Annotated in this window: 22 protein-coding genes; 15 read left to right on the plus strand and 7 right to left on the minus strand. The window is 70.6% G+C overall.

The features are described from left to right. Positions 1–82: 82 nt before the first annotated feature. Genes OG496_RS36365 through OG496_RS36380 form a run of 4 tightly spaced genes read left to right on the plus strand, consistent with a single transcriptional unit; the run spans position 83 to position 3,568 of the window. On the plus strand, positions 83–1,009 hold the full coding sequence (locus tag OG496_RS36365; protein ID WP_405973906.1) for an ABC transporter ATP-binding protein: 927 nt from the start codon (positions 83–85) through the stop codon (positions 1,007–1,009). After that, positions 1,006–1,746, plus strand: a complete 741-nt coding sequence (locus tag OG496_RS36370; RefSeq protein ID WP_399387044.1) for an ABC transporter permease — start codon at positions 1,006–1,008, stop codon at positions 1,744–1,746. Before OG496_RS36365 ends, OG496_RS36370 begins: the two co-directional genes overlap by 4 nt. 5 nt (positions 1,747–1,751) lie before the next feature. Continuing rightward, complete coding sequence (locus tag OG496_RS36375) at positions 1,752–2,957, plus strand: histidine kinase (protein ID WP_366490382.1); 1,206 nt, start codon at positions 1,752–1,754, stop codon at positions 2,955–2,957. Beyond that, positions 2,954–3,568: a response regulator transcription factor gene (locus tag OG496_RS36380; RefSeq protein WP_366489671.1), complete on the plus strand. Its 615-nt coding sequence runs from the start codon at positions 2,954–2,956 to the stop codon at positions 3,566–3,568. Before OG496_RS36375 ends, OG496_RS36380 begins: the two co-directional genes overlap by 4 nt. A 101-nt stretch (positions 3,569–3,669) precedes the next feature. Here OG496_RS36380 and OG496_RS36385 read toward each other — a convergent pair whose 3' ends face one another. After that, positions 3,670–4,521 carry a tetratricopeptide repeat protein gene (locus tag OG496_RS36385; protein WP_405976784.1) on the minus strand — a complete coding sequence of 284 codons (852 nt, stop codon included), beginning with the start codon at positions 4,519–4,521 and terminating at the stop codon, positions 3,670–3,672. A gap of 23 nt (positions 4,522–4,544) precedes the next feature. Continuing rightward, positions 4,545–5,549 carry a GNAT family N-acetyltransferase gene (locus OG496_RS36390; RefSeq protein ID WP_405973907.1) on the minus strand — a complete coding sequence of 335 codons (1,005 nt, stop codon included), beginning with the start codon at positions 5,547–5,549 and terminating at the stop codon, positions 4,545–4,547. Between the two features lie 140 nt (positions 5,550–5,689). Between OG496_RS36390 and fdxA the strand changes: the two genes are divergently transcribed. Both fdxA and OG496_RS36400 read left to right on the plus strand, forming a co-directional pair. Continuing rightward, positions 5,690–6,010, plus strand: a complete 321-nt coding sequence (gene fdxA / locus OG496_RS36395; RefSeq protein ID WP_019058397.1) for a ferredoxin — start codon at positions 5,690–5,692, stop codon at positions 6,008–6,010. 156 nt (positions 6,011–6,166) lie between these two features. Beyond that, complete coding sequence (locus tag OG496_RS36400; protein WP_405973908.1) at positions 6,167–7,261, plus strand: bifunctional succinyldiaminopimelate transaminase/glutamate-prephenate aminotransferase; 1,095 nt, start codon at positions 6,167–6,169, stop codon at positions 7,259–7,261. An 83-nt stretch (positions 7,262–7,344) separates the two neighbouring features. Here the strand turns inward: OG496_RS36400 and OG496_RS36405 are convergent, their stop codons facing one another. Both OG496_RS36405 and OG496_RS36410 read right to left on the minus strand, forming a co-directional pair. After that, on the minus strand, positions 7,345–7,797 hold the full coding sequence (locus tag OG496_RS36405; RefSeq protein ID WP_019072065.1) for a hypothetical protein: 453 nt from the start codon (positions 7,795–7,797) through the stop codon (positions 7,345–7,347). 297 nt (positions 7,798–8,094) lie between these two features. Then, positions 8,095–9,078, minus strand: coding sequence for a heavy metal transporter (locus OG496_RS36410; RefSeq protein ID WP_405973909.1), 984 nt, complete (start codon positions 9,076–9,078; stop codon positions 8,095–8,097). Positions 9,079–9,163: 85 nt separating this feature from the next. On the opposite strand from OG496_RS36410, the gene dapE reads away from it, so the two are divergent. Beyond that, positions 9,164–10,243: a succinyl-diaminopimelate desuccinylase gene (gene dapE / locus OG496_RS36415; RefSeq protein ID WP_399387055.1), complete on the plus strand. Its 1,080-nt coding sequence runs from the start codon at positions 9,164–9,166 to the stop codon at positions 10,241–10,243. A gap of 75 nt (positions 10,244–10,318) precedes the next feature. Next, a complete protein-coding gene (locus tag OG496_RS36420; RefSeq protein WP_366489679.1) occupies positions 10,319–11,077 on the plus strand; it encodes a TIGR00730 family Rossman fold protein in 759 nt (252 codons plus the stop codon). A 157-nt stretch (positions 11,078–11,234) separates the two neighbouring features. On the opposite strand, the gene folP is transcribed toward OG496_RS36420, so the two are convergent. Next, positions 11,235–12,095 carry a dihydropteroate synthase gene (folP, locus tag OG496_RS36425; protein ID WP_365305210.1) on the minus strand — a complete coding sequence of 287 codons (861 nt, stop codon included), beginning with the start codon at positions 12,093–12,095 and terminating at the stop codon, positions 11,235–11,237. 135 nt (positions 12,096–12,230) lie between these two features. On the opposite strand from folP, the gene OG496_RS36430 reads away from it, so the two are divergent. Together OG496_RS36430 and OG496_RS36435 are read left to right on the plus strand one after the other, a co-directional pair. Further along, complete coding sequence (locus OG496_RS36430; RefSeq protein ID WP_405976785.1) at positions 12,231–12,581, plus strand: DivIVA domain-containing protein; 351 nt, start codon at positions 12,231–12,233, stop codon at positions 12,579–12,581. Beyond that, complete coding sequence (locus tag OG496_RS36435; RefSeq protein WP_405973910.1) at positions 12,578–13,159, plus strand: DNA-3-methyladenine glycosylase I; 582 nt, start codon at positions 12,578–12,580, stop codon at positions 13,157–13,159. The genes OG496_RS36430 and OG496_RS36435 overlap by 4 nt, the downstream gene beginning before the upstream one ends. Before the next feature lie 7 nt (positions 13,160–13,166). Here the strand turns inward: OG496_RS36435 and OG496_RS36440 are convergent, their stop codons facing one another. After that, positions 13,167–13,970 carry an enoyl-CoA hydratase-related protein gene (locus OG496_RS36440; RefSeq protein WP_366489683.1) on the minus strand — a complete coding sequence of 268 codons (804 nt, stop codon included), beginning with the start codon at positions 13,968–13,970 and terminating at the stop codon, positions 13,167–13,169. A gap of 375 nt (positions 13,971–14,345) precedes the next feature. Between OG496_RS36440 and OG496_RS36445 the strand changes: the two genes are divergently transcribed. Beyond that, complete coding sequence (locus OG496_RS36445; protein WP_003966491.1) at positions 14,346–14,513, plus strand: DUF3117 domain-containing protein; 168 nt, start codon at positions 14,346–14,348, stop codon at positions 14,511–14,513. Positions 14,514–14,633: 120 nt separating this feature from the next. On the opposite strand, the gene OG496_RS36450 is transcribed toward OG496_RS36445, so the two are convergent. Next, positions 14,634–15,332 carry an O-methyltransferase gene (locus tag OG496_RS36450; protein ID WP_078622928.1) on the minus strand — a complete coding sequence of 233 codons (699 nt, stop codon included), beginning with the start codon at positions 15,330–15,332 and terminating at the stop codon, positions 14,634–14,636. A gap of 283 nt (positions 15,333–15,615) precedes the next feature. On the opposite strand from OG496_RS36450, the gene sigE reads away from it, so the two are divergent. From sigE to OG496_RS36470, 4 genes are all read left to right on the plus strand, one after another. Further along, complete coding sequence (gene sigE / locus OG496_RS36455) at positions 15,616–16,317, plus strand: RNA polymerase sigma factor SigE (RefSeq protein ID WP_019072074.1); 702 nt, start codon at positions 15,616–15,618, stop codon at positions 16,315–16,317. Then, positions 16,314–17,315, plus strand: coding sequence for an anti-sigma factor family protein (locus OG496_RS36460; protein WP_405973911.1), 1,002 nt, complete (start codon positions 16,314–16,316; stop codon positions 17,313–17,315). Before sigE ends, OG496_RS36460 begins: the two co-directional genes overlap by 4 nt. 738 nt (positions 17,316–18,053) lie before the next feature. After that, positions 18,054–19,625 (plus strand): trypsin-like peptidase domain-containing protein, encoded by a 1,572-nt coding sequence (locus OG496_RS36465; protein ID WP_405973912.1) that lies wholly within the window; start codon positions 18,054–18,056, stop codon positions 19,623–19,625. Between the two features lie 201 nt (positions 19,626–19,826). Further along, on the plus strand, positions 19,827–20,276 hold the full coding sequence (locus tag OG496_RS36470) for a sec-independent translocase (RefSeq protein WP_366489687.1): 450 nt from the start codon (positions 19,827–19,829) through the stop codon (positions 20,274–20,276). The last annotated feature ends 287 nt before the right edge of the window (positions 20,277–20,563 follow it).

A 20,563-nucleotide genomic window follows, 5' to 3' on the forward strand; every position in this document is an offset into this window, starting at 1 on the left:
CTGGTCGTATGACATCTGTCATGCGGCACACCGGACCGCCGACACTGCCGGGCACCCGCCCCCGGCGGCCACGATGGGTGGCATGACGACAACAGCGGGGACCGCGACCACAGCGGTGGTCGGGTTCGATCAGGTGAGCAAGAGCTACGGCGAGGTGCGGGCCGTCGACGGGCTGTCGCTCGTGCTGCACCCGGGGGAGACGGTGGCCCTGCTGGGGCCGAACGGGGCCGGCAAGTCGACCACCCTCGATCTGCTGCTCGGGCTCAAGCAGGCCGACACCGGCAAGGTCGAGGTCTTCGGGACCAGTCCGCGTGACGCCATCGTCGCCGGGCGGGTGGGCGCGATGCTGCAGAGCGGCGGGCTGATGGACGAGGTCACCGTCGGTGAACTGGTCAGGCTGGCCTGCGACTTGCACCCCAGGCCGTACAAGGTCGCGGACGTGATCGCCCGCGCGGGCGTCGCGCAGATCGCCGACCGCAAGGTCAACAAGCTCTCCGGCGGCCAGGCCCAGCGCGTCCGCTTCGCCCTCGCGACCGCGGGCGACAGCGACCTGATCGTCCTCGACGAGCCGACCACCGGCATGGACGTCACCGCCCGGCAGGCCTTCTGGGCCACCATGCGCGAACAGGCCGACCAGGGCCGTACGGTCCTCTTCGCCACCCACTACCTCGAAGAGGCCGACGCTATCGCGGACCGCGTGCTGGTCCTGCACCGCGGCCGGCTGCTCGCGGACGGCACCGCCGCCGAGATCAAGGCGAAGGCCGGCGCGCGCAAGGTCGCCTTCGACCTGGAGGGCGAGATCGACGAGACCCCCCTGCGGTCCCTCCCGTTCCTCACCAGCGTCGACATCAGCGGCTCCACGGTCCGCATCCAGTCCACCGACGCCGACGCGACCGTCCACGCGCTCTACGGCCTCGGCGTCTACCCCCGCAACCTCGAAGTCGCCGGGCTCGGCCTGGAGCAGGCCTTCGTCGCCATCACCGCCGCCGAGGAGGCCAAGCAGTCATGAACAGCCTGATCAAACTGGAACTCACCCGCGCCCTGCGCAACCGCAAGTTCCTGTTCTTCTCGGTGATCTACCCCTCGGCCCTGTTCCTGCTGATCGCGGGCAGCGCCGGCACCACGGACAAGGTCGACGGCACGGGCCTGACGGTCGCCACCTACATGATGGTCTCGATGGCCTCCTTCGGCGCCCTGACCGCCGTCCTGATGGGCAACAGCGAGCGCATCGCGAAGGAGCGGGAGAGCGGCTGGGTACGGCAGTTGAGGCTCACCACGCTGCCGGGGCGCGGCTATGTCATCGCGAAGACGGCCAGCGCCGCCGTGGTCAGCCTGCCCTCCATCGTCGTCGTCTTCATCGTCGCCGCGACCGTGAAGGACGTACGGCTGGACGCCTGGCAGTGGCTCGCGCTGACCGGCGCGATCTGGGCCGGGAGCCTGGTCTTCGCCGCGCTCGGGGTGGCCATCGGGTACATGGCGAGCGGGGACGCGGTCCGGCCGATCACGATGATCACGTACTTCGGACTGTCGATGCTGGGCGGCCTGTGGATGCCCGCCACGACGTTCCCCGACTGGCTGCAGTCCATCGCGAAGTGGCTGCCCACGCACGCGTACGCTGCGCTGGGGCAGGCGATCGAGCAGAGCCAGTCGCCCCACGCCAAGGACGTCACCCTCCTCGTCGTCTACTTCGCCCTGTTCGCGGGCGGGGCGGCGTGGCTGTACCGGAAGGACACGCTGAAGGCGTGAGCGCGATGACCGAGGACCCGCTGCCGGAGAAGGCCAGGGTGGAGCGGCTGATCCGGATCGGACAGCCGCCCCGCGACCGGGGCGAGGTGCTGCGCAAGCTGGTGTGGATCCTGCCCTGGCTGGTCTTCCTCGGCGCGCCCGTGCAGGACCTGCTGGCCGGCCACCACACCACCGCGGCCACGACGGCCGGCTGGGTGGGCCTGGTGGCCTTCACCGGGATCTATCTGGCGGTCGTCTTCCGCACCATGGGCCGCCCCTACTCCGGCTGGCTCGTCGGCGCCATGGTCGCCGTGCTGTGGGTCCTGGCCGTCGCGCTGGCCCTCAGCCTCGGCGACTCCTGGCTCGGCCTCTTCGTGTACGTCTCCGTCACCTGCGGGGTCACCCTCCCCCTGACCGCCGCGTACTGGACGATCCCGCTGACCACCGCCGCGATGATGCTGGCGGGCTGGTTCGTCGACGACCTGGACGACGCCTGGGGCCTGTTCCTGATCGTGCTGCTGGTGGGCTACTCCATGACGGGCGTACGCCAACTGGTGCGCACGACGGTCGAGTTGCGCAAGGCGCGCGCCACGGTCGCCCAACTGGCGGCGAACGAGGAGAGGTTGCGCCTGGCCCGAGACCTCCACGACCTCCTCGGCCACTCGCTCTCGCTGATCACCCTGAAGAGCGAACTCGCGGGCCGGATGCTCCCCGGCCACCCCGACAAGGCGGCCCAGCAGGTCGCCGACATCGAACAGGTCAGCCGCCAGGCCCTGGTGGACGTCCGTGAGGCGGTCACCGGCTACCGCCGCCCCCGCCTGGCCGGCGAACTGGCGGGCGCGCAGGTCGCGTTGACGGCGGCGGGCGTCATCGCGGACCTCCCCGCGGAACCGGACCTGACCGCCGTGTCCGAGGACAGCGAGTCGGCCCTGGCCTGGGCCTTGCGTGAGGCGATCACGAACGTCGTACGGCACAGCGGCGCCCAGCGCTGCGTGGCGGAACTGGTCCGACGCCAGACCCTGGACGGCCCGATGCTCGAACTCTCTGTCGAGGACAACGGCTCGGGCGGCTCGGGCAAGGGCCCCGGCAACGGTCTGACCGGCCTCACCGAGCGCCTGGAGAAGGCCGGCGGCTCCCTGGAGGCGACCCGCCTCAAACACGGCTTCCGGCTGGTGGCACGGGTGCCCGCCGACGCTCCGGCCGCCGTGACGGACGTAGGATCGCCCGCATGAGCCGTACGATCAAGGTCCTCCTCGCCGAGGACCAGTCGATGGTCCGCGAGGCACTGGCCGCACTGCTCGGTCTGGAGGACGACATCGAGGTCGTCGCCCAAGTGGCCCGCGGCGACGAGGTGTTGGCGGCGGCACGACAGCACGACGTGGACGTGGCCCTCCTCGACATCGAGATGCCGGGCTGCACGGGCATCGAGGCGGCGGCCCAACTCCACAAGGAACTCCCCGCGCTGAAGCTGGTGGTCCTCACGACCTTCGGCCGCCCGGGCTACCTCCGCAGCGCGATGGAAGCGGGAGCGGACGCCTTCCTGGTGAAGGACGCCCCGGCGGCCCAACTGGCGGAAGCGGTACGGAAGGTGCTCGCGGGGGAGCGGGTCATCGACCCCACCCTCGCGGCGGCGGCTCTCGCGGAGGGCGCGAACCCTTTGACGGACCGCGAGCGTGAGGTGTTGCGGGCGGCGGCGGACGGTTCGACGAACGCGGAGTTGGCCAAAGCCCTTCATCTGTCCCAGGGGACGGTCCGCAACTATCTGTCGACGGCGATCCAGAAGCTGGCGGTGAGGAACAGGGCGGAGGCGGTACGCATCGCGAGAGAGAAAGGCTGGCTGTAAGACGCACGGGAGGGCAGTTCCGCTGAGGGGCGCGGGGCTGTATCGATGTGCGGCTCCGCCGCGTGGGCGTGACCAGCCCCGACGCACCCGTAGACGCACTGCTAGTTCAGCATCGCCCGAGCCGATTGCGCCTGCCCCCGCACCCGGTCAGCGGCAGGTTCATCCACAACCGCCACCACCTCGGCATACGCGTCCAGTTCGGCCGCTCCGGTGAGGAAGTCCCCACGTTGTACGAGCAGTTGAGCCCGCTCGTACCGCAACCGAGCCGCATGAGACGGCAACACCAACGCCAACTCCACGGCCCACAGGGCGACATCGGACCGCTCAGGCCGAGCGGCAGCCCACGCCCGGATGTTGTTCAGGACGCGAGACACAACCTCCAGAGGCGCCGCGGGCACCAGCATCCCGGGTTCCAGCGAAGCCCCCGTAGCCCCCGCCACCAACAACTCCGCATCGCCGCCCGACAACACCCGCCCTCCGACGAAGGGATCAACCAACACCTGATCCTCCGCCGGCCCGAACCCCACCACGAAGTGCCCCGGCAACGCGACCCCGTACACCGGCGCCCCCGCCCGCCGAGCCACCTCCATCCACACCACGGACAACAGGATCGGCAACCCGCGCCGCCGCCGCAGCACCGCGTGCAGCAGCGAGGACTCCAGCCGCTGATAGTCACCGGGCGAGCCCCGGAACTCGAACCGTTCGCCCAGGAGTTGACGCAACGCGCTCGCCCAGGCAGCGGGCCCGCCGGGGCGATACGGCACCTGCCCGGCCAGCCGGTCCAGTTCCACCTGGACCGAGTCGATCCCGGCGTCGTCGAGCGCCCCGTCCGCCGAGGCCCCCACGAGCAGACACAGCGCCGCGAGATCGGACCGCTCGGCCCGAGCCTCCTCGGCGAACAACTGCCGTACCACAGCGGCCCGTTCAGCCGCCGGAGGCCGGGGCGCAGGCATCGCGAACCCGAACCCGAACCCGCTCACGACGAACCGTCGCGATGGTCGCGGTAGTGGTGATAGGCGTGATGCGCGGAGAACCCCATGCCGGAGTACAGCGCCCGCGCCCCCACGTTGTCCGCCTCGACCTGCAACCACGCGGCCGAAGCCCCCTCCTCCAACGCCCGCGAGGCCAACGCGGCCATGACGACCGACCCCAGCCCCCGCCGCCGTAGCGCCGGATCGACCTCGACCGCGGCGAACCCGGCCCACCGCCCGTCGACGACACACCGCCCGATGGCCGCAGGCTCGGCACCCTCGCCGGGCACGGTCGCGAACCACACCGACGGCCCGCTCCCCAGCACCTTCAGGGCCACCTCGCTCACCCCCTTGCGCTGATAGCGGGCCAGCCACGCCTCGTCGGCCGACCGGGACAGCACGACGCCGGAGGCATCGGCGCGGTCGGCGACGGGGGCCAGGGCCCCGACCCACAGCTCGGCGGTGACCTCGCGGGTCCAGCCGCGCCGTTCGAGCTCGGCGCAGAGCAGCTCCTGCGTGCCCTCGGCGCCGGTCGCGGTCTGGACGTACGCGGGCAGGCCCCGGTCGCCGTACCAGCGTCGTACGACGGTCAGGGCCTCGTCGAGGGGCGGGCCGGGATCGCCGAGGGGCAGCACGGAGTTGGCGCGGCGGGTGAATCCGGCGGCGGCGCGCAGCTCCCACTCGCCGAGCCGCTCGCTCTCCACCGGCCGCCACGCGCGCGCGGAGACGTGGGCCAACTCCCGGTAGGTGGCGGACGGTCCCCGACGGCGGGCCGGAGCGGCCGGGACGGCCTTGCCCGCCACCAGCGAGGATTCCGAAACACGGACGGACTCGCCACCCTTACGTGTGATCGTCAGCACACCGCTGTCCCATGATGTGAGAACACCCACCGTGTCGGTGAACTTCTCCGTCGTGTCTTCAGCACCTGTCAAGCGCCTGACGGACACCCGTTTGCCCACGTCAGCAGCGGTTATGCGGACCTCAAGACGTCCCGCCGCAGAGATTTCCACAGGTCAGTTCACCCCTCCTGTATGGATCACGCCCCGGAACGGAGATACTAGGTGCGGGCATGGACGACGCCGCGCTCCCGCGCGCCGGGCGGCGGAGCCTACGGAGGCCCGCCAGCGCCCTATCGAGGAGGAACGACAGCGTGACCTACGTCATCGCGCAGCCTTGTGTCGACGTCAAGGACAAGGCGTGCATCGAGGAGTGCCCGGTCGACTGCATTTACGAGGGCTCACGGTCCTTGTACATCCACCCGGACGAATGCGTCGACTGCGGAGCCTGTGAGCCGGTGTGCCCGGTCGAGGCGATCTTCTACGAGGACGACACTCCCGAGGAGTGGAAGGACTACTACAAGGCCAACGTCGAGTTCTTCGACGAGCTCGGCTCCCCGGGCGGCGCCAGCAAGCTGGGCCTGATCGAGCGCGACCACCCCTTCGTCGCCGCGCTGCCGCCGCAGAACCAGTAAGAGCGGCCCGCACAGACGCGCCGCCTCGGTCCCGTACGGCCTGATCACGCCCGATCAGCGCCCTACGGGGCCGAGGCGTTTGCCGTACGGCGGTCTGACGACGGCTGTACGGGGCGCGCGTACGGGGCGCACGCACCAGAAAGTGAGCCAGTCATCGTGTCCGCAGTCACCGACCGCCTGCCCACCTTCCCCTGGGACAAGCTGGAGCCGTACAAGAAGACGGCCGCAGCGCACCCGGACGGCATCGTCGACCTGTCCGTCGGCACCCCGGTGGACCCGGTTCCCGACCTGATCCAGAAAGCGCTGATCGCCGCGGCGGACTCGCCCGGCTATCCGACGGTCTGGGGCACACCGGCACTGCGTGACGCGATCACCGGCTGGGTGGAGCGCCGCCTGGGCGCCCGCGACGTGACCCACCGCCACGTCCTCCCGATCGTCGGCTCCAAGGAACTCGTCGCCTGGCTCCCGACCCAGCTGGGCCTGGGCCCCGGCGACCGCGTCGCCTACCCGCGCCTCGCGTACCCGACGTACGAGGTGGGCGCCCGCCTGGCCCGCGCCGAGTACGAGACCTACGACGACCCCACGACTCTCGACCCCGAGGGCCTGAAGCTCCTCTGGCTCAACTCCCCGTCGAACCCCACCGGTGAGGTCCTGCCGAAGGACGAGCTGACCCGGATCGTCGCCTGGGCCCGCGAACACGGCATCCTGATCTTCTCCGACGAGTGCTACCTCGAACTCGGCTGGGAGGCCGACCCGGTCTCGGTCCTCCACCCGGACGTCAACGGCGGTTCCTACGACGGGATCGTCGCAGTCCACTCCCTCTCCAAGCGGTCGAACCTCGCCGGTTACCGCGCTGCCTTCCTGGCCGGCGACCCGGAGGTCCTCGCCCCGCTCCTGGAGATCCGCAAGCACGGCGGCATGATGACCTCGGCGCCCACTCAGGCGGCGGTGGTGGCGGCCCTAGGGGATGACACCCACGTCCAGGAACAGCGCGAGCGCTACACGACCCGCCGCACGGCCCTCCGCGAGGCCCTGCTGAAGCACGGCTTCCGCATCGAACACAGCGAGGCGAGCCTGTACTTGTGGGCGACGAGGGACGAGTCCTGCTGGAAGACGGTGGCCCACCTGGCCGACCTCGGCATCCTCGTGGCGCCGGGCGACTTCTACGGAGAAGCGGGCGAGAACTTCGTACGAGTGGCCCTGACAGCTACGGATGAGCGAGTAAGGGCAGCCGTGAACAGGCTCAGCTGAAGGTCTTTTGTCTTCGCCAGCCGATGAATGACGCGGAAAAGGGGTCCAGGGAAATTCCCTGGACCCCTTTTCCGCAGGCACACTCAGCCAAGCGGCAGACCCTTGAGCGGCAGCTCCTGCGCCGTGGGCAGCCCGCCCTTGGTCACCGCGTCCGTCGGCAACCCGCCACCCGCGGTCGCCGTCTTGGCCGTGTCACCGAGCAGGCCTCCGGCCTGCCCCGCCGTGTCCCCGGCAACATGCTGTGCGGCCGGAGCCACCGTCTTGGCAACCTTCCCGCCGGTCTTGCCTGCGGCCGGCACCGCCTTCTCCAGCGTCTGGCCACCGGACTTGCCGGCGACCCCCGTGACGTTCTGGCTCGCGCCGTCGACCGTGTTGCCGACGCTCGCCCCGTCCAGGGCGGTCAGCGCGCCCAGGTTCGGGGTGGCCGGCAGGGAGGGGGCCGCACTGGCGGAGCCGGCCGCACCGACCCCGGCTGCCGCTCCCGCTGCGACGAGCAGCGCGGCACGGGCGATCCGGCGGGTCAGGGGGAGGGACATGATGCTCCTTGTGTTGATCTCCGGGCTCGGACGCAGTGACTACCGCTCGAAGCGCGCGAAGGTTGCGGAGCGGCAACGTAAAGAGTTGGCAATGCGTCGCATAATCAGCTACGGATAAAAACGGACAAAGAGCGCCCGGTGTGAAAGCCTGCCAAATGCTCGCAGCCCTTTGTTTCCAAGGACTTCGGCGCACGCCAGGGTGACCGCACGAAAACCTGCGCGCGCCCGGGCCCGCATCGACCACGCATAACCCCTACGGGTGACGACCCGTACTACTGCCCGGACACTGCCTCGCGGCTACTGCTGCCCGCCCGGCCGCTCGGTCACTATCCGCACCCCGCCGGAGGCCTTCGTGGCGGTCGAGTGCCACGGGTCGTCCGCGCTGCCGGCGGCCCACTCGCGGCCGGCGTACGACACGCGCTCGATGTGCAGCACCGAGGAGTTGGCCACCGCCCAGTGCGCGAGCTGCCAACCGGTCCGCGTGCTGCCGGACCGCACCGGCAGGGTCACCGTGCTGCTCCCGCCGGTCGCACTCGCGCTCGGCGTCGGCGTGGACTTGGCCTTCGTCCTGGCGCCCTTCGATGCCGAGCCGTCCCCGGTCACCTCCGCGCCCGTCTCCTTCAGCACCGTGCGCCCGAAGTCCCGTACCAGCGCGGCCCGTACGGCGTCCGGGCCGGTGTCCGCCCGGGTGGTGTCCGGAAGGCCCTGACAGGTCAGCGTGGCGGCCGCCTGCCCGGTGAGGGCGGCGGACAGCAGCGTGGCCTCGGGCTCGTGCTTGGCGTACGCCTCCGGGTAGCCGCTGCGCTGCACGCGCTGCGCGGCGACGGTGAGGGGCAGCTGCTGGTAGTCGTCCACCTTGGACAGGTGCTCGTAGAAGACGCCCGCCGCGTACGTCGGGTCCAGGATCTCCTTCTTGGTGCCCCAGCCCTGCGAGGGCCGCTGCTGGAACAGGCCGAGCGAATCCAGGTCGCCGTGCTGGATGTTGACGAGCTGCGACTCCTGGAGGGCGGTCGCGAGCGCGATCGTCACGGCCCGCTCGGGCATCCCGCGCCCGGTGCCGACGGCGGCGATCGTCGCCGCGTTCATCGTCTGCTCCTGCGAGAACTCGTACGCCTGGCCGTCGTCCTTGCCGGAGACCACCTTGCAACCGGGCCCGCCCCGGCCGCCGGTGACGTACTGGACGACGAGATAGCCCGCGACCGCGAGCAGCACCACGAGCGCCGAGGAGAACCGGAAGAGGCGGCCGCGTCGACGCTTCTTGGGGGTGGGGGACTGGAGCATCCCCACAAGGTACTGGAGGCTCCTGTTACCGCTGCGCCGGGTGTGGACAAACGGTGGAGAGGCCCTTCGGGTTAGGGTCGACGCCATGTCCGACACCGCACTTGACCTCACGCTGGACGCCGCACGGCTCACCGCGCAGCTCGTCGACTTCCCCTCGGAGAGCGGCAGCGAGAAGCCCCTCGCGGACGCGATCGAGACCGCGCTGCGCGCCCTGCCGCACCTGACGGTCGACCGGTACGGCAACAACGTCGTCGCCCGCACGAACCTCGGCCGCCCGGAACGCGTCGTCCTGGCCGGCCACATCGACACGGTCCCGATCGCCGACAACGTCCCCTCACGCCTCGACGAGAACGGCGTCCTGTGGGGCTGCGGCACCTGCGACATGAAGTCCGGGGTGGCGGTCCAACTCCGCATCGCGGCAACGGTGTTGGCGCCCAACCGCGACCTGACGTTCGTCTTCTACGACAACGAGGAGGTCGCTGCCCACCTCAACGGCCTCAAGCACGTCTCCGAAGCCCATCCCGACTGGCTGGAGGGCGACTTCGCGGTCCTCCTGGAGCCGACGGACGGGCAGGTCGAGGGCGGCTGCCAGGGCACGCTCCGGGTGTTCCTGAAGTTCAAGGGTGAACGAGCGCACTCCGCGCGCGCGTGGATGGGCTCCAACGCGATCCACGCGGCCTCCAGGGCACTGGCCAAGCTCGCCGCGTACGAGCCGCGCACACCCTTCGTGGACGGCCTCCAGTTCCACGAGGGCCTCAACGCGGTACGCGTCGAAGGGGGAGTGGCCACCAACGTCATCCCCGACGCGTGCACCCTGGTTGTCAACTTCCGCTATGCGCCCGACCGTAGCGAGGAGGAGGCGGAGGCCTTCGTCCGCGACTACTTCGCCGACTGCGGGGTCGACGAGTTCGTCGTCGACGACCACACGGGCGGCGCCCGCCCCGGCCTGACCCACCCGGCCGCCGCGGCCTTCATGGCGGCCGTCGGCGGCGAGGCGCGCCCCAAGTTCGGCTGGACGGACGTGGCCCGCTTCAGCGCGCTCGGCGTGCCCGCGGTGAACTACGGCCCCGGCGCCCAACTCCTCGCCCACAAGGTGGACGAGCGGGTCGAGGCGGCCCTGATCCCCGAGGCGGAGCGGCGGCTGCGGGACTGGCTCACCGCCTGACATCCGTATGTCCCCCCTCTGTAACCCGCGTAGATCTACGCTGAGGTGGAAACACCGCAAGTGGAGGGAGCGCACATGGCTACAGGCAACCCCGAGGGCAAGCAGCAGCCACCGGAGGAGCAGCGCCTGGGACCGGTCCTCCGGCGGCGCGGCCAGGTGACGGCGAGCACGACCGACCAGCGCCTCCTGGATGCGGGCGGCCCCTCGGACTGGGTCCACACCGACCCGTGGCGCGTGCTGCGGATCCAGTCGGAGTTCATCGAGGGCTTCGGCACCCTGGCCGAACTGCCGCCCGCGATCAGCGTGTTCGGCTCGGCCCGCACCAAGCCGGACTCACCGGAGTACGAAGCGGGCGTACGCCTCGGACGCGCCCTCGTGGAGGCCGGGTGGGCCGTGATCACCGGCGGCGGCCCCGGCGCCATGGAGGCGGCCAACAAGGGCGCCCTGGAGGCCAAGGGCATCTCCGTCGGCCTCGGCATCGAGCTGCCCTTCGAACAGGGCCTCAACGCCTACGTCGACATCGGGCTGAACTTCCGTTACTTCTTCGTCCGCAAGATGATGTTCGTCAAGTACGCCCAGGGCTTCGTGGTCCTCCCCGGCGGCCTCGGCACCCTCGACGAACTCTTCGAGGCCCTCACCCTCGTACAGACCCAGAAGGTCACCCGCTTCCCGATCGTCCTCTTCGGGAGCGAGTACTGGAGCGGCCTGGTCGACTGGCTGAAGAACACGCTCATCGCCCAGGGCAAGGCGTCCGAGAAGGACCTGCTCCTGTTCCACGTCACGGACGACGTGGACGAGGCGGTCGCGCTGGTGTCGAAGGAAGCGGGACGGTAGCTCCGGCAACCCGGTCGAGTCCGGTCACCCTCAGCCCGTCCGGCGTTTGAGGACGAGGCCGTTCAGGCCGAAGGGGGGTCTGGGGGCGCAGCCCCCAGGGATGGGACGGGTAGGGGCGGCGGGGGCGGCTGCATCCATCAGCGGCTCCGCCGCGGGCTTACGCCAGCCCCCGCCTGCCCACCGCCGGAGGCCGATGCCCAGCGATCGACGCCACCATGTCCAGCACCTGCCGAGTCTCCGCGACCTCGTGCACCCGGTACACCTGCGCACCGAGCCACGCCGACACGGCAGTGGTCGCGAGCGTGCCCACGACCCGCTCCTTGACCGGCTTGTCGAGGGTCTCGCCCACGAAGTCCTTGTTGGACAGCGAGACCAGCACGGGCCACCCCGTGTCGACCATCTCGCCGAGCCGCCGCGTCGCCTCCAGGCTGTGCCGCGTGTTCTTCCCGAAGTCATGCCCGGGATCGATCAGAACCGACTCCCTGGGGACCCCGAGTTCCACGGCCCGCTCGGCGAGACCCAGGGTCACGCGCAGGATGTCGGCCATGACGTCGTCGTACGTCACCCGGTGCGGCCGGGTACGCGGCTCCGCGCCGCCCGCGTGCGTGCACACCAGCCCCACGCCGTACCGCGCGGCGACCTCCGCGAGCCGGGGGTCGACGCCGCCCCACGCGTCGTTCAGGAGATCCGCGCCCACCTCGCAGACGGCCTCGCCGACCTCGTGCCGCCAGGTGTCGACGCTGATGATCACGTCCGGGAAGCGCCGTCGCACCTCGGCCACGAAGCCGACCGTGCGCCGCGCCTCCTCGTCGGCGGTCACCTCCTCGCCGGGTCCGGCCTTGACCCCGCCGATGTCGATGATGGCGGCGCCCTCGGCCACCGCCTGCTCCACGCGCGCGAGGGCGGGCTCGTCGCGGAACGTGGCCCCCTGGTCGTAGAAGGAGTCCGGGGTCCGGTTCACGATCGCCATGATCACCGGCTCGTGCGTGTCGAATTCACGCCTGCCCAGCCTGAGCATCCCCTGTGACCTCTCCTAGTACGTACCGGTCTTCAGCCGCCTGTGACCCTAACTGTCAGCGTCGCATGGCACGATCGGACCCTGACACATTCGGCTTCGGCACGTCCGACATCGACGCCCGTGGAGACCCCAGAGATGTTCATGTTCCTGTTCCTGGTCGTCGCGCTCGCCGTCGTGGTCGGCGCCGTGACCCTCTCGGTGATCGGCGGCGGCGACAGCGCCCCGCTGCCCGACGCCGCGCCCGAGCGCCTCGACGACCCGCTGCCCCCGGACCGGCCGGTGAACCACGCCGACATCGAGACCCTCCGCTTCCCGCTCGCCGCGCGGGGCTACCGCATGGCCGAGGTGGACGACGCGCTGGGCCGCATCGCCGCCGAACTCGCCGAGCGCGACGCCCGGATCGCCGACCTGGAGCACGCCCTCGCGGGCGCGCAGGCCAGCGCCCACGTCTCCATGCAGAAGCCGGTCGAAGGCGACCAGCAGTGAGCGAGGGCGGGGCCGTCGCCGGTCCGGACGGCGCCCTGCGCTGCCCCTGGGCGCTGTCCACGGAGGACTACGTCGCGTACCACGACGAGGAGTGGGGCCGCCCGGTCCACGGCGACGACGCCCTCTACGAGCGGCTCAGCCTGGAGGCCTTCCAGTCCGGCCTCTCCTGGATCACGATCCTGCGCCGCCGCGAGGGCTTCCGGGCCGCGTTCGACGGCTTCCGGATCTCCAAGGTCGCCACCTTCACTGAGACCGACCGCGAACGCCTCCTCGCCGACACCGGCATCATCCGCAACCGCGCCAAGGTCGACGCGACGATCGCCAACGCGCGCGTGCTGGCCGACTGGGCGCCGGGCGAGCTGGACGAGTTCATCTGGTCCCACGCCCCGGCCCCGGGCCCGGCCCCGAAGACACTCGGGGACGTCCCGGCGGTCACGGACGAGTCGACGGCCCTGTCGAAGGCCCTGAAGAAGCGGGGCCTGAAATTCGTCGGGCCGACGACGGCGTACGCACTGATGCAGGCGTGCGGGTTGGTGAACGACCACCTGAAGACATGCGTCGCCAGAAACGCCTCCTAGTGGGCGCCTACCGACCCAAGTACTTCGGCTTCTCCTTGTTGACGAAGGCCTGCACGGCGATCGCGTGGTCCTCCGACGCGCCCGCCCGGGACTGGAGTTCGTCTTCTTTCTCCAGGGTCTCCTCAAGGGTGTGCGTCAGGCCGTAGGCCACCGCTTCCTTCAGGGCCGCGTACGCCACCGTCGGACCGTCCGCCAGCTGCCGGGCCACCTTCTCGGCTTCGGCGTGCAACTCGCCGACGGGGACGAGACGGTTGGCGATCCCCAGGTCGTACGCGTCCTGCGCCGTGATCGTGCGCGGGAACAGCAGCAGGTCGGAGGCGCGGCCAGGGCCGACGACCCGGGGCAGCGTCCAGGAGATGCCGGAGTCCGCCGTCAGGGCGACACCCGCGAAGGACGTGTTGAAGCCGGCCGTGTCCGCCACGACCCGGTAGTCCGCTGCCAGGGCGAGCCCGAAACCGGCGCCCGCGGCGACTCCGTTGACCCCGGCGACCACGGGCTTCGTCATGCCGGCCAGCGCCCGCACGATGGGGTTGTAGTGCTCCTTCACCGTGGTCATCGTGGCCCCGGTCCCGGCCTCGCGGTCGGAGGCCAGCAGCGTGATGTGCTCCTTGAGGTCCTGGCCCACGCAGAACGCCCGCTCACCGGCCGCGGTCAGCAGCACGGCCCGTACGGCGTCGTCGTCCGCCGCGGCCCGTACCGCGTCCCTGAGGGCGACTTTGGTCGCGATGTTCAGCGCGTTCATCGCCTCGGGGCGGTTCAGCGTGATCGTCGCGAGTCCGTCGCTCACCTCGTAGAGCACGGTGTCGGCCATGGCGTATCCCCTCGGGTGTCGCGGCTCCGGCGTACCGGTCGGTACGCCGTACGTCCGTAGGACAGCATGGCGGAGATCACCGTCCGCGCACCGGACCGGACGTGTGACCTGCGTCAAAGAATTCCGCTCCGGATTCGGGCGGCCGGGGTCGGCGCGGCGGCGGAGTATCGCAGTCACATCGGCGAATTGAGTGGTTTTGCTCGCGCGCGTTGCCCAAGCGATGCCGACTGATGTTGGTCATCGGGTCCTGAGATGCGGGATAATGGCTTGGAAGCAATGTGTTCGATGCCGGTGACGCGTGTCTCATTAGGGGCCGCGCGTGCCCTCCATGGGGCCGTCGGCGACGATGAGCTGGTTTCAGGAAGGGGAACGAGCATGGCGGCCATGAAGCCGCGGACGGGCGATGGCCCGCTCGAGGTGACCAAGGAGGGGCGGGGCATCGTCATGCGCGTTCCGCTCGAAGGCGGCGGGCGGCTCGTCGTCGAGCTGACCCCTGACGAGGCCGACGCGCTGGGCGACGCCCTCAAGAAGGTCGTCGGCTGACGCGGCGGAACGCGACCATACCCCTTCAGCTGCCCCGGCACCCGAGACGGTGCCGGGGCAGCTGCTTTCCCGGAGTCCCGGGTTCGGATTCCTACGGCAGGTCCGGCGCTCGACGCCTGTCTACCGCTTGACGGCGCACAGCAGGCCGTCGCCCACCGGGAGCAGCGACGGCACCAGCTCCGGGCTCTCGCGTACGGCGCGGAGCAGCTCGCGCAGCCGTAGGACTTCGGTGGGCTGGGGGCTTGAGTCGACGGTGCGGCCGTTGGCGAAGACGCCCTCGAAGACCACCAGGCCACCCGGACGCAGCAGGCGCAACGATTCAGCGAGATAGTCCAGGAACTCCAGCCGGTCACCGTCGCAGAACACGAGGTCGTAGCCCGCGTCCGCGAGCCGGGGCAGCACGTCCAGGGCGCGGCCCGGGATGAAGCGGGCCCGGTTGCTGGCGAAGCCGCACGCGCGGAAGGCCTGACGGGCGAACTGCTGGTGGTCCGGCTCCGGGTCGACGGTGGTCAGTACCCCGTCCGGCCGCATGCCGTAGAGAAGATGCATTCCGGAGACGCCGGTCCCGGTTCCGATCTCGGCCACCGCTTTCGCGTCCACGGTGGCGGCGAGCATCCGCAGCGCGGCGCCCGTGCCGGGCGACACCGAGCGCAGCCCTGCCTCGCGGGCCCGGTCACGGGCCCAGCGCAGTGCTTCGTCCTCGGCGACATAGGCGTCGGCGAACGCCCAGCTCGTCTGCCGGTTGCCGGTAATGACCCTCTCCTGTCCCCGTGGTTGCCTGGGCGTGACTGTATCCGTTGGTGCCGGGAACCTGCTGATGGGACCGGGCGTTTAGAAGGGGGAGGAAAGCACTGCGGGACGCGACCGGAGGGAAGGGCGGGGGATGACGATGGATCAGGTTGCCGAGCACGACGTCGAGCGAGACGCCGGGCAGGGTCACGGGTATCGGCTCACACCACCGCCAGGTCGGTATGAGCGTGTATCAAATTCTCGTAAAACCGCTTATCCGGAGCTAACGGGCGAGGTGGCTATGGTAGGGGCTCCACTGGACACCACCAGAGCCGACAGGGGAGGTGCGGCTGTACCTGTGGATCGGGGAGGAGTGCTTCGGCGCTTTCTCGGATCGGCGGGCAGGCCGAAATCCGTGAACGACACCGCTGCTGACCACAGCCACGCCGCTGACCATGCCCAGACCGCGACCTTCTCCACCGACGCGGACGGGCAGGCGTGGACTCCGCCCACCTGGGAGGAGATCGTCAGCACCCACAGCGGCCGTGTGTACCGGCTCGCGTACCGCCTGACGGGGAACCAGCACGACGCCGAGGACCTCACTCAGGAGGTCTTCGTCCGGGTCTTCCGTTCGCTGTCGACGTACACGCCCGGCACCTTCGAAGGCTGGCTGCACCGCATCACCACCAACCTCTTCCTGGACATGGTCCGCCGCAAGCAGCGCATCCGTTTCGACGCGCTGGGGGAGGACGCGGCCGAGCGACTGCCCAGCCGCGAGCCGTCACCCCAGCAGGTCTTCAACGACGCGCACTTCGACGCGGACGTCCAGCAGGCCCTGGACACCCTCGCCCCGGAGTTCCGGGCGGCGGTCGTCCTGTGCGACATCGAGGGTCTCTCGTACGAGGAGATCGCCGCGACCCTGGGCGTCAAGCTCGGTACGGTCCGTTCCCGGATCCACCGTGGCCGCTCCCAGCTCCGCAAGGCCCTCGCGCACCGCTCGCCGGAAGCACGGGCCGAGCGCCGTTCCTTCGTGGCGCGTGTGCCCGCGCTGGGGGGAGGGGGCGCGACCGCGTGAGTGGATCACGTCCTACGCCTGCGGAGCAGCACTTGGGAGACCGACTTTCCGCCCTGGTGGACGGGGAGCTCGGTCATGAGTCGCGCGAGCGTGTACTGGCGCACCTGGCCACCTGTACGAAGTGCAAGGCCGAGGCCGACGCGCAGCGCCGACTGAAGAACGTGTTCGCGGAAATGGCCCCACCGCCCCCTTCCGAGAGCTTCCTGGCCCGTCTGCAGGGGCTCCCCGGCGGAGGCGGCGACACGGACGGCGAGGAGCCGCCCGGCGGGGGACTGTTCGCCGCCGGGATCGGTGTCTTCGGCGTCAAAAGAGACGGTCCGCTCGACGCGTTCGAGTTCGGCTACGTCCCCGCGGGCCCGCACGTGGCCAGGGCCCTGACTCCTTCGTCTCCCTCCCCGTCTTCGTCCCGGTCCGCCCGCGAGGGCTTCCGTATCCATGACGTCAGCCGGCACGACGCCGACCGCTCCGCCTCGCGCGGGATGCGGTTCGCGTTCGTCGCCGCCGGGGCGGTCTCGCTGGCCGCGATCGCGCTGGGCGGGGTGGCCACGGTCGCGCCGGGCGACACGGCCGCGGAAGCGCGGGGCGGTACGGGTGTGACGCCGGCGCGTACCCAGGGTGCGGGCGCGGCGGCGACCACCGACGCGGGGCGCCGCCGCGCGGTCGGACCCCTGCTCGCCCAGGGCGCCAGCCAGCGCTCGATGCTCGGCGACACCGGGGTCCCGCCGACCTCGGTCTCGGCCCCGCTGCTCCCCGGAGTGCCGTCACCTGCGGCCGTCCAGGGCGACGAGGTCATGCACACGCTCTCCGCGCCGGTGATGGCCGGAGCGGCGGTCATCTCCCCCCTGATTCGCCCGCTGAACGCGACCCCGCCGGTAGCCCTCACGTCGTGGTCCACGGCCCCCGAGGTCATGACCCCGGGCCTGCTCCGCACCCCGCCGCCCGACGCCACCTCGTCCCCCTCTTCCACCCCCTCGCTCCCCTCCCACCCCCTCCACTGACCGGCCTCTGCGCCACGGTCCGCGAACCTGGTTGAATCCGGGGAGTACGGGGTTGGCGCGGGCAGTTGTGGGGGGACGGGGACCATGGACGAGGGGACGCCGGGTCAGGGGCCTGCGAAGACGAAGTGGTGGGCTCGGGGCCGGGGTACCGCGATACCGGGCACGGCTGAGGCGGAGGACGCCGCGCCGAAGCCTTTCGGTGATGCCGGGGTCCGTGTCCGCGGGGTCGGCATCGACGGGGATGCCGCTGCGGATACCCAGGGCGTCGGGGATACCGACGGGGACTTTGCGTTGCGGCCACCGGGTGCGTCTCGGGTCGCCGGCGATGGGGACTTCGAGTTGTGGGCACCTGTCGAGGGACTGAGCGGTGAAGTGGCCTCCGGCGGGGGCGACTTCGAGGCGGGACGTCCTGTGGTGGGGGAGGGCTTGGCCGGGGACGCGGCTGACGATGCCGGCGACGATGTCGAGTCGGGTCGGCCTGCGGGTGGGGCTCCAACTGGCGGTGCGGTTGCGGGTGTTGATGGTGATTTCGAGTTGAGGCGTCCCCTGGCGGGACCTTCGGCTGCTGCGGCGGTCGTAGACACGCGCGGTGAGACTGAGTCGGGGCGTTGCGTTCCGGAGGTCTCGACTGGCGCTGTGGCTGCGGGCGTTGACGCCGACTTCGAGTTGGGGCGCCCCTTGTCGGGTTCCCCCGACGGGGCCGTGGACGGCGATGGTGTTTCCGAGCTGGATCAGCCCATGTCGGATTCTCCGGGCGGCGGCGGGGCCGTAGACGTCGACGGTGTTTCCGAGCTGGACCACCCCCTGTCGGTCGCCCCGGCCGCCGCCGCGTCTCTAGGCGTCGGCGCTGATTTCGAACCTGGACATCCCGCGCCTGAACCCCCGACACCGCCCGGCGCGATCGTCCCGCCCACCGACCGGCCCACGCCCCTGCACGACCCCGATCCCTACAGCACCCCGCCGTACGGTGAGCCGGGGCCCTGGGCGGCTGCGCCGCCCGTTCAGCATCCGGGGGGTGCCCCTGCGTCCGGGGTGGCTCCACAGGCCTCCACAGCAGCTCCTGGCACCTCTGCGGCGCCCGTCTCCGACACCTTGACCTCTCCCTCCACCCCAGCCACCAACCCCTGGCACCGCTACGACCCCTGGGCCTCCCCCGCCCCCCTCCAGCAGGCCGGCACCCCCGAACGGCAGCGCTCCCGCACCCGGAAGCTGCTCGCCGCCTCAGCCCTCGCCCTGGCTCTTCTCTCCGGTGGCATAGGTGGCGTCGTAGGGGCGCATCTGGAGCGGGACGGGATCGGCGGGGACATCGTGTTGCCGCAGGCCGGGGAGGAAGACAGCCAGCGGGCGCCGGGCAGTGTTGCCGGGATCGCCGCTCGGGCCCTGCCCAGTGTCGTGACGCTGCATGTCACCGGGGACGAGGAGTCGGGGACCGGGACGGGGATCGTGCTGGACACGCGGGGGCACATCCTCACCAACAACCATGTGGTGGAGTCCGCTGGTGGTGACGGTCGGATATCCGTCAGCTTCAGTGGGGGGCAGACCGTCAAGGGGAAAGTCGTCGGGCGTGACACCGGGTACGACCTCGCCGTCGTGCAGGTGAGGGGGGTGCGGGGGCTGACGCCGATGCCGCTCGGGAACTCCGACAACGTGCGGGTGGGGGACCCCGTTGTCGCGATCGGCGCGCCCTTTGATCTCGACAACACGGTGACCTCCGGGATCATCAGCGCCAAGGAGCGGCCCATCACCGCCGGGGGTGAGGCGTCGGACGGGAGTGACGTGTCGTATGTCGACGCGTTGCAGACCGACGCGCCCATCAATCCCGGGAACTCCGGTGGGCCGTTGCTCGATGCGCAGGGGCGGCTGGTCGGCGTCAACTCGGCCATTCGGTCCGCCGACGACGGGGTCGGGGACGGGACGGAGAGTGGGCAGGCCGGGTCGATCGGGCTCGGGTTCGCCATTCCGGTCAATCAGGCCAAGCGTGTTGCCGAGGAGCTGATCAATACCGGGAAGGCGACGCATCCGGTCATCGGCGTCACCCTCGACATGGAATACGCGGGGGACGGGGCTCGTGTCGCCACGAAGGGCAGCGGGGACGGGCCCGCCGTCACCCCGGGCGGTCCCGGTGCCAAGGCGGGGCTGAGGGCGGGCGACGTCATCACCCAGGTCGACGGCGAGCCTGTCCACTCCGGTAACGAGCTCATCGTCAGGACGCGTGCCCATCGGCCCGGCGACCACCTGCGGCTGACCTTGCGGCGAGGCGGCAAAGACATGACCTTGTCGCTCGTTCTGGGCTCGGCGACCGGTGATTGACAGAAACGTCACAGGTGAGAGGCCCGCGCCCCGTCCCACTAGGCAAACAACCCGGAAAACCGGTGGTGTACACCCACTCGTAGCCCCCGGGACAGTACCGGTCGGGTGGGATCGCCGGGTACCGTGGACCCGGCCCGGACCACGGAAGACCCGCACAGACCACCGAGGGCCGAGGACCGAGGACATCGCAAGGAGCTTCAGGTGTTCAATGACATAGGCCCGCTAGAGCTGGTGACGATCATTGTCCTCGCCGTGCTCGTCTTCGGCCCGGACAAGCTCCCGAAGGTCATCCAGGACGTCATGCGGACGATCCGGAAGATCCGAGAGTTCTCGGAGAGCGCCAAGGCGGACATCCGCGAGGAGCTCGGTCCGGAGTTCAAGGACTTCGACTTCGAGGACCTCAACCCCAAGACGTTCCTGCGCAAGCAGCTGGACAACGACGAACTGGGGCTCAAGGAGATCCGCAACGGCTTCGACCTGAAGAAGGAGATGGCCGAGGTCACGGAGGCGGTCCAGAGCGCGGACTCCCCCTCCACTTCCTCGCCGTCCCCTTCGTCGTCGTCCTCCGGCAGCGGTCGTCTCGACATGACCAAGAAGCCCGAGGACCCGGAGAAGGACGACCGCCCGCCCTTCGACGCGGACGCCACCTGAGCCGTAAGCGGACGTCGGCTGAGGCGCAAGCAGACGCCGGCTGAGGCGGTAAGCGGACGCCGACCGAGCCGCATGACGACAGTCGCCCGACCGCGTCCTACGTGACGCGTTTCATACGCCTCCAGCCACTTCCACGCCTCCGTACGGCCTGAACAAGGCCCCCGTGCGCCTCGCGCGCCGGGCGCTTTCCGGGCTGCCTCGCACGAGGTGGCTATGCTGCCGAGTTGTTGTGCGGACCGGGCGAGTCGCCCGAAGGGGGGCGGGCCGCCCCGGTCCGACGAGAACGA

The organism is Streptomyces sp. NBC_00988 (assembly GCF_045162645.1).
In the GTDB taxonomy this organism is placed as follows: Bacteria; Actinomycetota; Actinomycetes; order Streptomycetales; family Streptomycetaceae; genus Streptomyces.